The organism is Pseudomonas japonica (assembly GCF_013522925.1).
GTDB lineage: Bacteria > Pseudomonadota > Gammaproteobacteria > Pseudomonadales > Pseudomonadaceae > Aquipseudomonas > Aquipseudomonas japonica_A.
In genome coordinates, this window is sequence record NZ_JAAMQU010000005.1 from 85,751 (window position 1) to 98,286 (window position 12,536).

General features: G+C 62.2%; 13 protein-coding genes. 6 read left to right on the top strand and 7 right to left on the bottom strand.

The window, feature by feature from the left end:
- The first annotated feature begins 574 nt into the window (after positions 1–574).
- Positions 575–1,153 (top strand): hypothetical protein, encoded by a 579-nt coding sequence (locus G7016_RS09545; protein WP_181113312.1) that lies wholly within the window; start codon positions 575–577, stop codon positions 1,151–1,153.
- 20 nt (positions 1,154–1,173) lie between these two features.
- Here G7016_RS09545 and G7016_RS09550 read toward each other — a convergent pair whose 3' ends face one another.
- The 6 genes from G7016_RS09550 to bioB form a co-directional block, all read right to left on the bottom strand.
- Complete coding sequence (locus G7016_RS09550) at positions 1,174–1,464, bottom strand: pyrroloquinoline quinone biosynthesis protein PqqE (RefSeq protein ID WP_181113315.1); 291 nt, start codon at positions 1,462–1,464, stop codon at positions 1,174–1,176.
- Positions 1,465–1,537: 73 nt separating this feature from the next.
- Positions 1,538–2,218: a dethiobiotin synthase gene (gene bioD, locus G7016_RS09555; protein WP_181113318.1), complete on the bottom strand. Its 681-nt coding sequence runs from the start codon at positions 2,216–2,218 to the stop codon at positions 1,538–1,540.
- Between the two features lie 14 nt (positions 2,219–2,232).
- A complete protein-coding gene (bioC, locus tag G7016_RS09560; protein ID WP_181113321.1) occupies positions 2,233–3,027 on the bottom strand; it encodes a malonyl-ACP O-methyltransferase BioC in 795 nt (264 codons plus the stop codon).
- Entirely contained in the window at positions 3,020–3,730 is a 711-nt protein-coding gene (locus G7016_RS09565) for an alpha/beta fold hydrolase (protein ID WP_181113324.1), read from the bottom strand. Before G7016_RS09565 ends, bioC begins: the two co-directional genes overlap by 8 nt.
- On the bottom strand, positions 3,723–4,913 hold the full coding sequence (bioF, locus tag G7016_RS09570) for an 8-amino-7-oxononanoate synthase (protein WP_181113327.1): 1,191 nt from the start codon (positions 4,911–4,913) through the stop codon (positions 3,723–3,725). Before bioF ends, G7016_RS09565 begins: the two co-directional genes overlap by 8 nt.
- Before the next feature lie 3 nt (positions 4,914–4,916).
- Entirely contained in the window at positions 4,917–5,975 is a 1,059-nt protein-coding gene (bioB, locus tag G7016_RS09575; protein ID WP_181113330.1) for a biotin synthase BioB, read from the bottom strand.
- An 83-nt stretch (positions 5,976–6,058) separates the two neighbouring features.
- Here bioB and G7016_RS09580 point away from each other — a divergent pair, with 83 nt between their 5' ends.
- The 5 genes from G7016_RS09580 to rarD all read left to right on the top strand — a co-directional run bounded on the left by G7016_RS09580 (position 6,059) and on the right by rarD (position 11,556).
- The gene (locus tag G7016_RS09580) at positions 6,059–6,796 is read left to right on the top strand and encodes a ComF family protein (protein WP_181113333.1); all 738 of its coding nucleotides are present in this window, start codon (positions 6,059–6,061) and stop codon (positions 6,794–6,796) included.
- 54 nt (positions 6,797–6,850) lie between these two features.
- Positions 6,851–7,615 carry a TOBE domain-containing protein gene (locus tag G7016_RS09585; protein ID WP_181113336.1) on the top strand — a complete coding sequence of 255 codons (765 nt, stop codon included), beginning with the start codon at positions 6,851–6,853 and terminating at the stop codon, positions 7,613–7,615.
- A gap of 67 nt (positions 7,616–7,682) precedes the next feature.
- Positions 7,683–9,587 carry a PhoX family protein gene (locus G7016_RS09590; protein WP_181113339.1) on the top strand — a complete coding sequence of 635 codons (1,905 nt, stop codon included), beginning with the start codon at positions 7,683–7,685 and terminating at the stop codon, positions 9,585–9,587.
- Between the two features lie 50 nt (positions 9,588–9,637).
- Entirely contained in the window at positions 9,638–10,612 is a 975-nt protein-coding gene (locus G7016_RS09595) for a serine/threonine protein kinase (protein ID WP_181113342.1), read from the top strand.
- Positions 10,613–10,662: 50 nt separating this feature from the next.
- Positions 10,663–11,556, top strand: coding sequence for an EamA family transporter RarD (gene rarD / locus G7016_RS09600; protein WP_181113344.1), 894 nt, complete (start codon positions 10,663–10,665; stop codon positions 11,554–11,556).
- Between the two features lie 205 nt (positions 11,557–11,761).
- Here the strand turns inward: rarD and G7016_RS09605 are convergent, their stop codons facing one another.
- Positions 11,762–12,280, bottom strand: a complete 519-nt coding sequence (locus G7016_RS09605; protein WP_181113347.1) for a glycine cleavage system protein R — start codon at positions 12,278–12,280, stop codon at positions 11,762–11,764.
- Positions 12,281–12,536: the final 256 nt, after the last annotated feature.

Genomic DNA, 12,536 nt, shown 5'->3' on the forward strand with positions numbered 1-12,536 from the left:
TCATAACGATCTTGTTGACTGCAGGCGTACTCGCCTGTTATTGGACGTGGCACGGCGTACTGCCAATTTATGGCCGGCTTTATAGAAATGCGCCCGTCCTAGAAACACCCTATCTATTCTTCTGGCTTCTGATGGCACCGCCAGGCCTGCTCGCCTTGATTATAGGGTTGGTAATCTCAGCAGTGACGGGTAAAAGCTTTGACACGCCTAAAAACTCTCGCTTATTTAAATTTCAAAGTTTGATGTTTGCCGCCTCATTCAAGATACTCGTTTATATAATCCCATTCGCCATAGTAGTAACGACAGCACTCCTGATCGCCAAAGGCTATTCACCCTGTTCCAAACTGCTCGTCTCAGGTTCAGCTTGGCAGGTTTTTTGGGTCAACGACGATCGCTTATGCTTCAAGCCCGACCACTACATAAACGATAACTGGCCATGCAAGATAGTTAATGGAAAGGACGTATGCATCCGGGTAGACGGACGATGATCTTGGGGATCGTATTGATTCATATGTGACGATTCAACAGAACTACTCATACCGAAGCACTGATATTTTTTAAATTCTAGGCACCCATGGCCAGGCATAAGTCTTATCCAGTAGAACCGTCACCCACCAAGCTGAGGATGATAGCCGCGGGCTTTATTCCGGGCATGCTGCTCTTGGCAGGTTTTCTCGTTTATCTATCATGGACAGAAATTGATTTATTCTACGATGGTTTAAAGAGAGGGGCGCCGGTGATAGAACTCCCCTTCTCAGCAATAATAATGCTACCTATGCTACTCATTTCCATACTTGGAATACCGGCCATAAGCATAGCAGCCTGGACTGGTAAAAAATTTAACCCAAAGGAAGGGAGCTTTCTTGACACCTTCCAAAATGTTATGCTTAAAGCCACAATTTATAGTTGCCTAAGTATAATTCCTGGCGCGATTATCTTAACTACCCTCTTCTCGTCATACTCCGACTATTTTGACTGCCCCGAACTTAGAAAGCCCGGGACAAGGGGGCCTTCATTATGGGTCAACAACGAAAACTTATGTTTCAAACCCGACCATTACATTAACCACAATTGGCCTTGCAAGAAAATCGACGATAAGGAACTTTGTATTCAGCTAGACGCCTGGAAGGCGCCTGCACCGGTTCTTAAATAAAAAAGCCAGTGCAGCACACATCAAGCGTACGTATCGATCATCGTGCCCAGCGCGCGATCCGAGGCTTTTTCGACTTTGGCCCCTGCTTCTACCTGCAAAGCAGCCTGGGTCATTTGTACGGTAAGCGCGGCGAGGTCGGTCTGCTGGCTGGCGTCCACGGCGTTGAGGCGTTGCGCCTGGTAGCCGGTGGACTGGGTGAGCGCCGGGCTGTCGTTGGCCACGCCGGCCACTTTAGCGGCGGCATTGTCGAAACGGGTGCTGGCGGCCTGGATGGCGCTGAGGCCGGAGGTCATGGCGGACGAAATCTGCATGGCACTGTCCTGTTGCTAATTGGCTATTGGCCATCAGTGTACGCCGTTCCGCGTCGCCGTAAAGCGACGCTGGTCAGGCGAGGCGGCTGAGGTCCAGATGGTCGGCGACTGCGGCGGCATCGGCCCTCGGCAAGCGAGGCACCTGGCCGATGCACGGTGCAGGCAGGCGCTCCGCGAGGGTCGCCAGATTGGCTTCCAACCGCGACGTGCGGGGATCGATGATGTTTGCAACCCACCCCGCCAACGCCAGGCCGTCCCGGGCGATGGCTTCGGCGGTGAGCACCGCATGGTTGATGCAACCCAACCGCACGCCTACGACCAGGATGACCGGCAAGCCGAGTGCGATGGCCAGGTCTGACAGGTTGTCCTGCCCGGCCAACGGCACGCGCCACCCGCCGGCGCCTTCAATCAAGGTGAAGTCGACAGGCTGTGCCAGCACCCTGCGCATGGCGGGCAACACCGCTTGCACTGTCAAAGCTACCTCTGCTTCCTGCGCCGCAATATGTGGGGCAATGGCCGGCTCGAACGCGAACGGATTAATGGCGCTATACGGCAGCTGGAGCGTGCTTTCGGCCATCAAGGCCAGGGCATCGCTATTACGCAGGCCGCCCGACGTGAGATCACAGCCAGACGCCACCGGCTTGGCTCCTAAGGTGGTCCAGCCGTTACGCCGTGCTGCCTGAAGCAACCCTGCGGAAATGGTGGTCTTGCCCACTTCGGTGTCCGTGCCGGCGATGAAATAGGCGTGTTTCATGGTGTGATCCTGTGTCATGGCTTACTTAGCACCCCGTACACCACCTGATACGTGGCGGGCAGGCCGGCCGATTGGCGAAAGCTTTCGTAGGCGGCGACCATCGCGGCAATACGCGCGCGGCCAGTGAGCCCACCGGGGCGCCCGGGGTTGAGGTTATGGGCACCCAGTGCTTTCAGTTCGTGGGTAAGCCCGCGAACGTCGGGGTAGTGCAACACATGCGCGTTACAAACCAGCGTTTCCACCCGCAGGCCGCTGTGGTCGCAAAGCTGTTGATACGCCTCGAACGGACGGAAGCGGTTCACGTGCACCTGGCCGTCTGCGGCTTCCCAGCTCGCCCGCAATTCGCCCAGAGTGCCGGTGCACAGGCTGGCGAAAGCGAACCGCCCGCCCGGGCGCAGCACCCGATGGGCTTCGGCCAGCACTTTTGTGAAGTCTTCGCACCATTGCACGGCCAGGCTGGTGAATACCAGATCCACGCAGCCATCGCGCAGGGGCAGGCTTTCCGCGTCTCCCGCCGAATACCAGCGGGCCCCACCCTGGGTGCGCGCATGGGTGAGCATGCCCTCGGCAATATCCACTGCCAGCCCGTCGGCATCCGGCCAGCGCTGAGCCAGTTTGCGGCTGAAGTAACCCGTGCCGCTGCCGAGGTCGAGCCAGCGGGCGGGGGCCGATGCGCCGCCAAGCAGCGCGAGCAAATGCTCGCCCACGTCACGCTGCAGGCCCGCCACACTGTCATAGGTGTGGGCAGCGCGGGAGAACGACGCCGCCACCTGGCGTTTGTCCGGCAACGTCGCCGTCGCGTCATTCATAGGTTGCTTCCTCGATAAATGCCCATGCCCGGCTGGCCAATACGTCAGGGGCTTCCAGCACCAGGGCATGGCTGCCTTCAAACGTCTCGATACAAGCTGCCGGGGCAATGCGCTCGGCTGCAGATGCAGCGCTCGTGGGCACCAGCCCGTCGGCAGTGGCATAAACGTGCAGTTGCGGCTGGCTGATCGCTTGTAATGCAGCGCGGTTATCCAACGCAGCCAGCAGTGCCAAGCCTTGGGCCGTGGCGTAGGTGGTGTCGGGGTTCAGGCCTTTAAGCAGTGCGCGCCCGCGTTGGCTGCCTTGAATACATAGCAAGCCGAAACGCTTGAGTGTACCGGCCGGGTCTGCCGTGCAATGGGCTGAAAAGGCCTTGAACGTCTCCGAGGCCATGGCAGCGGGCCAACCGTCGCGCGCCACGAAACACCCGTTACTGGCGAACGTGATGACACCCGGGCAAGTGCGGGCTCGACGTTCGGCCAGCTTCACCGCAAGCATGCCGCCGAGCGACCAGCCGAGCAGCCAAGCGCCCGGAGGAATGGCCTGATCAAGCTCGGCCAGGGCTTGCTCAGGGTCGGCCGACTGAGGCAGCGAATGGACCGTGACAATGGCCTGCGGCCGCGCCGCACGCAACGCCGTGGCCAAGGGTGCCAATGCCGCCGGGCCAAGCCCCCACCCCGGCAGCAGGGCGAGCGTTTCACTCATTGCCCAGCTCCGGCAGTGCCTGGCAAGCCACCAGGCCATCGAGCAACCGGGCTACCTGCGCTTCTGTGTGCGCCGCAGACAGGGTCACTCGCAAACGCGCGCTGCCGGCCGGCACCGTGGGCGGGCGGATGGCGGTGACCAGCAAGCCCTGGTCGCGCAACCGCCGGGACCAGGCCATGGCCCGGCCGCTATCGCCAATAACGATTGGCTGAATGGGGGTATCACTGGGTATCAGACTAAGCCCCAATGCTTCGGCGCCTCTACGGAATTGCCGCACCAGTGCGGCCAGATGCTCCCGCCGCCAGCCTTCATGGCGCGCCAGCTCCACACTTTTAAGCGTGGCGCAGGCCAGCGCGGGCGGCTGGCTGGTGGTGTAGATATAAGGGCGGGCGAACTGCACCAGGTAGTCGATCAGCGCCTCGCTGCCGGCCACAAAAGCGCCAGCGGTACCGAACGCCTTGCCCAAGGTGCCGACCAGTACCGGTACGTCATCCAGCCCCAGGCCGAAATGCTCCACCACCCCACCGCCCTGCGCCCCAAGCACGCCAAAACCATGCGCATCGTCCACCATCAGCCAGGCGTTGCGGGCCTTGGTTACCTGCGCCAGTGCCGGCAGCTCGGCAACATCGCCGTCCATGCTGAACACACCGTCCGTGACCACCAGCGAGGCGCCGCCAGCGGGCGCTTTTTCAAGCCGGGATGCCAGGCTGGCAGGGTCGTTGTGCAGGTAGCGCGAAAACCGCGCGCCGCTCAGCAAGCCGGCGTCCAGCAGGGAGGCGTGGTTAAGCCGGTCTTCGAATACGCTGTCGCCCTGCCCCACCAGCGCGGTGACCGCAGCAAGGTTGGCCATATAGCCTGTGGAAAACAACAGCGCACGAGGCCGACCGGTAAGGTCCGCCAGCGCCTCTTCGAGTGCATGGTGAGGCGCGCTGTGGCCAATCACCAAGTGCGACGCACCGCCCCCAACGCCCCAGCGCTCGGCACCGCTGCGCCAGGCAGCGATCACATCCGGATGGTTGGCCAGGCCCAGGTAGTCGTTGTTACAGAATGCCAGCAACGGCTGGCCGTCCACGATCACTTCGGGCCCCTGCGGGCTGCCCAGCAAGGGTCGCTGGCGATACAGGCTGTTGGCGCGCCGCTCGCTCAAGCGATCGGCAATGCGCGCCTGAAGGTCCGCTGCCATGCCTCAGGCAGACGCTGCGTCATAGAACAGCTCGCCGCTGCGTTGCTCCACCAGCGCTTGCTCGATCGCCGCCTGATGAACTTCGTCATCGTGCTCTTCGCGGGCTTCGGGGCGAATGCCCAGGCGCGCGAACAGCTGCATGTCCTTGTCGGCCTGCGGGTTGGCGGTGGTGAGGAGTTTGTCGCCGTAGAAAATGGAGTTCGCGCCGGCCATGAAAGCCAGGGCCTGCATCTGCTCGTTCATCTGCTCGCGCCCGGCAGACAACCGCACGTGGGATTGCGGCATCAGAATACGGGCCACGGCCAGCATACGAATGAAGTCGAACGGGTCGATGTCTTCGGCGTTGGCCAGCGGCGTGCCGGCGACCTTCACCAGCATGTTGATCGGCACCGATTCCGGGTGCTCTGGCAGGTTGGCGAGCTGGATCAGCAGCCCGGCGCGGTCGTCCAGCGACTCACCCATGCCAAGAATGCCACCGGAGCAGATCTTCATGCCCGCGTCACGTACATACGCCAGCGTTTGCAGGCGCTCACCGTAGGTACGGGTGGTAATGATGCTGCCGTAGAACTCTGGCGAGGTGTCCAGGTTATGGTTGTAATAGTCCAGGCCGGCCTGGGCCAGCGCCACGGTCTGCTCCTGATCCAGCTTACCCAGGGTCATGCAGGTTTCCAGGCCCAGCGCTTTCACGCCGCGCACCATCTCCAGCACATAGGGCATGTCCTTGGCCGAAGGGTGCTTCCAGGCGGCGCCCATGCAGAAGCGGGTAGAGCCGATGGCCTTGGCCCGCGCGGCTTCCTCGAGCACCTTCTGCACTTCAAGCAGCTTTTCCTTCTCCAGGCCGGTGTTGTAGTGGCCGGATTGCGGGCAGTACTTGCAGTCCTCGGGGCAGGCGCCGGTCTTGATCGACAGCAGCGTGGACACTTGAACCTCGTTAGGGTTGAAGTGCGCGCGGTGAACGCTCATAGCCTGGAACAGCAGGTCGTTGAACGGCTGGGTGAACAGGGCCTTTACTTCGGCCAACGTCCAGTCATGACGCAGCGGGCTTTGCAGGCTGGCGCTCATCGGGGGTTCCTTGTTCTATGCTGAGGTGCCCAGGCGAACGCCGGGCGGGTCACGGTATGAAACAAATGGTCAAGGAAGGCCTTATGCGCTGTCAACCGCTACGCGACCTGCTGGTCGACATATGCTCAAAATTTAATCAACGCTGTTATCTGTGCGGGGGCGGAGGGGACAACCCCTATCCGCTGTGCAGCGGATGTGAAGGCGACCTGCCATGGGCGGGTGCCGCGTGCGTACACTGTGCGCTGCCGCTGGTTTTTGAGGGCCCGGCCTGTTCGGCCTGCCAATGGTCACCGCCCCCCTTCGAATGCGTGGAAGCACCCTGGACGTATGACTTTCCATTGGACGCTGCCATCAAACGCTTCAAGCATCAGGCCGACAGGCCCATGGGCCACCTGCTCGGCCATCGGATGGCGGCCTGGCTCGAACACCGTTACGCCGAAGGCCTGCCGCGGCCGGACCGATTGCTGCCCGTTCCGCTGTCGGCGAAACGGCTGCGTACGCGCGGCTTCAATCAAGGCCAATTGCTGACCGAGTGGCTGGCCGCCGCGCTGGGGCTCACAGGGGATAGCCGTATGTTATTGCGCACCCGCGACACCCGCTCTCAACAGGGTTTGAACCTGGCGGAGCGCCAACGCAACCTGCAGGGCGCGTTTTCCATGTCGCCGGGCGCCATGGTGAAAGGGTTGCACCTGGCGCTTGTGGATGATGTGGTTACTACCGGCGCGACGGTAAAGGCGCTTGCCACGCTGCTGCGCCAGGCCGGGGCACGCCGGGTGGACGTGTACTGCCTGGCCCGTACGCCAGCGCCGCCCTGCGCTTGACGCCTCGAAGGCAGGGGCGCAAGGTCTCGGCTTTGCCCCTCTCGTACCGTTACCATGTCGCTACCTGCCGCATTGTCCCATTACCTGTCCCATCGCCCGCAGCGCATTGCCCTGTTGCAGCACATCGCCGAGCAAGGCTCGATCACCCGGGCCGCCAAGGCCGCAGGGCTGAGCTACAAGGGCGCGTGGGACGCGATCGACGAGCTGAACAACCTCGCCGCTCGGCCTCTGGTCGAGCGCAGCGTTGGCGGCCGGGGCGGCGGCGGCGCGCGCCTGAGCGAAGAAGGTCAGCGCCTGCTGCGCTTGTATCAACGGCTGCAAGCCTTGCAGGCGCAGGTGCTCGAAGCCGCGGAGGACAGTGCCGACCTCGACCTGCTGGGTCGCCTGATGCTCCAGACCAGCGCGCGCAACCAGTTGGCAGGCACGGTGGCCTCGGTCGAGGAAGATGGCGCGCACGATAGGGTTCATCTGGACCTCGGCGGGGGCCTGCACATCTGCGCGGCCATTACCCGTGAGAGCACCCATCGGCTGCACCTCACCGCGGGCACCCACGTGGTAGCCCTGATGAAAGCTGGCTGGCTGACGGTGCATGATCGGCACGCCCCCTGCGACGGAACGGCCAACAGGCTGGCCGCCCAGGTCAATTCCATCGAGCCCACCGACGCCGGCTCCAGCGAAGTACGGATGAACCTCCCCAACGGGCAAACCCTCTGCGCGCTTGTGGATAACACCACCCGGCACACGCTTGGCCTGGAAAGCGGTGCCGAGGTTGCCGTCAGCTTCGAGCCCGGCTCGGTGTTGCTGGGCCGGCCTTTCTGAGACTTAAGTAACAAAAACTTCATGGTGCGTGGTTAACGTGGCTGGCTGAACCGCCGGGAGCCTGACCATGGAACACTATCAAGAAGATGACCGCCCCACTGATCTGGAGCGATATGTAGGCCTGAGCCGCCGGCGCTTCATCGGTGCCGGCGCGCTGTGCGGGGCTGCGATGTTTTTAGGCGGCGGCCTGCTGGCTCGCAGCACGCTCGCCCAAGCTGTAGAGAAGGCCGGCAGTGCATTGCTGGGCTTCGGCCCGATCGCTGCAGCCACCACCGATACCGTCACGCTCCCGCCGGGCTACAAGGCCCAGGTGCTTATCAGCTGGGGCCAGCCCCTGCATGCCGACAGCCCGGCGTTCGATCCCAGCGGCCGCGCCGATGCCGCTACCCATGCCGGCCAGTTCGGCGACAACAACGACGGCATGAGTTTCTTCCCGTTCCCGGACGACCCCAACCGCGCCTTGATGGCCATTAACAACGAGTACACCAACTACCGCTACCTGTTCGAGCACGGCGGCATGCCGGCTTCGGCCGCAGAGGTGCAGAAGGCACTGGCCGTGGAAGGCGTATCGGTGATCGAAGTACGCCGCCAGGACGGCCGTTGGCAATTCGTCCAGGGCTCCCCCTACAACCGCCGTATCCATGGCAACAGCCCGTTGCGCTTCAGTGGCCCGGCAGCCGGCGATGCGTTACTCAAGACCGCCGCCGACCCCAGCGGCCTGAAGGTGCTGGGCACCTTCCAGAATTGCGCGAACGGCAAAACCCCCTGGGGCACCTACCTCACGTGCGAAGAGAACTTCACCGACTGCTTCGGTTGCACCCAGCCCGATCAACCGCTGGACGCGGCGCAGAAACGTTACGGCCTGGCCCCGGCCAGCAAGGACATCGGCTGGCACCCTCACGACGAACGCTTCGATGTGTCACGCAACCCCAATGAGCTGAACCGCCACGGCTGGGTGGTGGAGATCGACCCGTTCGACCCGAAGTCCACGCCCGTGAAACGTACGGCGTTGGGGCGCTTCAAGCATGAAAACGCGGCCGTGAGCGAAACCCGCGATGGCCGCGCCGTGGTGTACATGGGCGATGACGAACGTGGCGAGTTTATCTACAAGTTTGTGAGCCGCGACCGGATCGACCATGCCAATCCGGCGGCCAACCGGGACTTGCTCGATCACGGCACGCTCTATGTGGCGCGCTTCGACGCTGGCAACGGCGATGCCGACCATCCCAAAGGCCACGGTGAATGGGTAGCCCTTGCCCATGGCCAGCCCGGCCTGGACGCCGCCAGCGGGTTCGCCAGCCAGGCTGAGGTGCTGGTGCATGCGCGGCTTGCCGCTACCGCGCTGAAGGCTACACGCATGGACCGCCCCGAGTGGATTGTGGTCAGCCCTTTGGACGGCCAGGTGTATTGCACGCTTACCAACAACAGCAAGCGTGGCGAAGACGGCCAGCCAGTAGGCGGCCCTAACCCTCGGGAAAAAAACGTGTATGGGCAGATCCTGCGTTGGAAGCCCCAGGCCGGTGACCACGGCGCCCTGGCCTTCGAGTGGGACCTGTTCGTGGTAGCGGGCAACCCCAGCGCCCACCCGGACGGGGCCAAGCGTGGCTCCTCGAACATCACCGCCCTGAACATGTTCAACAGCCCCGACGGCCTTGGCTTCGACGCCAGCAGTCGCCTGTGGATATTGACCGACGGCGACATGAGCAACAGCGGTGATTTCGCCGGCATGGGCAACAACCAGATGCTCGCGGCTGACCCGGCTACCGGCGAAATCCGCCGCTTCATGGTGGGCCCGGTAGGTTGCGAGGTGACCGGCATCGCGTTCGCGCCCGACTACCGCACGATGTTCGTGGGCATCCAGCACCCTGGCGAAAACGGCGGCTCGACGTTCCCCGAGCACCTGCCCAACGGCAAGCCGCGTTCGTCCGTCATGGCGATTACCCGTGAAGACGGCGGATTGATAGGCACCTGAGCACAGGCGTCTGCGCTACCATGTGAAGCCAGGCGCACCCAGGAGCTGAAATGTCCCACCCCTTCGACACACTTACTCCCGACCGGGTACTCGATGCCATAGAAAGCATCGGGTACCTGAGCGATGCGCGTGTAATGGCCCTCAACAGCTATGAAAACCGCGTGTATCAGGTTGGGATCGAGGACAGCGAGCCGTTGATCGCCAAGTTCTACCGGCCCGGCCGCTGGAGCGATGCGGCAATTCTGGAAGAACATGCGTTTACCGCCGAGCTGGCCGACTGTGAAGTGCCCGTGGTTGCGCCCCTGGTGCGCGACGGGGTGAGCCTGTTCGAGCACGCCGGCTTTCGCTTTGCGCTGTTCCCCCGCCGTGGCGGCAGGGCGCCGGAGCCTGGCAACCTTGACCAGCTTTACCGTCTCGGCCAACTGCTGGGCCGCCTGCATGCGGTAGGCGCCAGCCGCCCGTTCCAGGCCCGCGAAGCGCTGACGGTGGATAACTTCGGCAGTGCTTCCCTTGCCACGTTGCTGGATGGCGGGTTTATCCCCAAAAGCCTGTTGCCTGCTTACTCCTCGGTAGCACGGGATTTACTGGCGCGCGTCGAAGCCGTATTCGCCAGCACGCGCTTTACCAGCATTCGCCTGCATGGTGACTGCCATCCCGGCAATATCATGTGCCGCGAAGAAGTGTTCCACCTCGTGGACCTGGATGACTGCCGCACCGGCCCGGCCGTTCAAGACCTGTGGATGATGCTTGCCGGCGAGCGGCATGAAAAGCTCGGCCAGCTGGCCGAACTGATGGACGGCTACAACGAGTTCAACGACTTCGACCCACGCGAGCTCAACCTCATCGAACCCCTGCGGGCCCTGCGCCTGCTGCACTACAGCGCGTGGCTGGCGCGCCGCTGGGACGACCCGGCGTTTCCCCGTAGCTTCCCCTGGTTCGGGAGCGAGCGCTATTGGGGTGACCAGGTGCTGGCCCTGCGCGAGCAGCTCGCGGCCTTGAATGAAGAACCGCTACGGCTGTTCTGACCGCCTCATCCGTAACACCGTAGAACCACAAGAAACCACAAGGAAGCACCATGCAAACCGCCAACCCGCGGCGCGGGTACGTATTGGGCCTGATTGCCTACATCACCTGGGGGTTGTTCCCCATCTACTTCAAAACCCTGCAAAGCGTTCCCTCGATGGAGATCATCGTCCAACGCGTAGTGTGGTCGGCCGTGTTTGCGGTCGCCACCATTCTTGTGTGGAGGCATCCGGGTTGGTGGAAAGCCCTTGTGGATAACCCGAAACGGTTCCTGATCCTCATGACCAGCGGCACCCTGATTGCGGGCAACTGGCTGGTGTACGTGTGGGCCGTGAACAACGGCCGCATGCTCGAAGCCAGCCTTGGCTACTACATCAACCCATTGGTAAACGTGCTGCTCGGGATGTTGCTGCTGGGAGAACGGCTACGCCGTTTGCAGTGGGTGGCGGTCGGCCTGGCAGTTATCGGTGTGGTGCAACAATTGTGGCTGGTGGGCAGCCTGCCCTGGGTGTCGTTGGCGCTGGCGTTGAGCTTTGCGTTTTATGGGCTGATCCGCAAACAGGCGCCGGTGCCCGCCCTGCCCGGCTTGCTGGTGGAAACCTGGATGTTGCTGCCGTTGGCGCTCGGCTGGTTGCTGTTCCATGGCGACGCCATGACCGCCCAGCCTGCGTTCTGGAGCACACCGGTGGCGCTGCTGCTGGTTGCAGCGGGCCCGGTCACGCTGGTGCCTTTGCTGTGCTTCACCGCGGCGGCTCGCAACCTGCCCTACGCCACCCTGGGCTTTCTCCAGTATGTAGCCCCTACCCTGGTATTGCTGCTGGCAGTGACCTTCTATGACGAACACCTCAGCGCGGCGAACCTGACCGCCTTTGGGTTTATCTGGCTGGCGCTGGCGGTGTATAGCGTGGACGTATGGCAAGTGCTGCGTCGAAACGCTGGTCATTAAATGATCAACCCTCTGAAAGCCTTGGCCCGCCTGGCTTTCAGAGGAGTCTCCCAAGCTTATCCACAGGCTGGTCCACGCAGTTTGTGCACAAGCCTCTGAAATTGCTCGTTTTTTGACCTGTTCGTTGGAGCCCGCGCCATTGCTGGCTTGCAGCCGTCACCCCCCAGCTTATCCACAGCCCCGTTCAAGTTTTCCATGAATAACCTCAAGGCTCGGGTCGCAGCTTCAAATCCACCATCAATTCATCCGCCAGTGCCTCCAGGCTCTCCTGCAGTGCGTCGAGATTGACCGTTTCCGGCACGGCCAGCTGGGCTTCGGCCGTGAACAGCAATTCATTGGTCATGGGCGCGGGCGATGCGTCTGTGGATAAACGCTCCACGTTCACGCCCTGCGCGGCAAGCACCCGGGAAATGTCCCGCACGATGCCGGGCCGGTCATTGGCCGTTACGCTCAGGATCACGCGCTTGAGCACTTCGCTCTGGGCGCTACTGCTTTGTTCCACCAGTACCCGTATACCGTGCGTGCTCAGTTGCTGGAGGGCGTCCACCAGTTCCGCTCGGTTCACGGCGGGCACGTCCACCCGCAGAATGCCCGCGAACTGCCCTGCCATTCGTGCCATCCGGCTTTCAAGCCAGTTGCCATGGTGTTCGGCGACGCAATTAGCAATGCGCTCCACATGCCCGGCCTTGTCCTGGGCCAATACGGTCAATACCAGTTGGTCCACGGTGCGTCTCCCTGTGAAGTGAACCGCTAGTATAGGCCGGTAGGGCGATACCGCTGATGCCAGGTAATTTGTTGACCAACCAGACAAGAAACTTCAGCCTGGCGACTGTCCGGGTTATGCTTGGGCGGCGAGGCGGCAACGGCTTCCACAGAGCCTTGGAGCGTGACTGTTCAGTCTTGTTTTGCCTTATGGAACAGCTCATGTAGTATCGCGAAAAAAGCACTACATACCACCAATTTCGTCCTTCGACGCCACT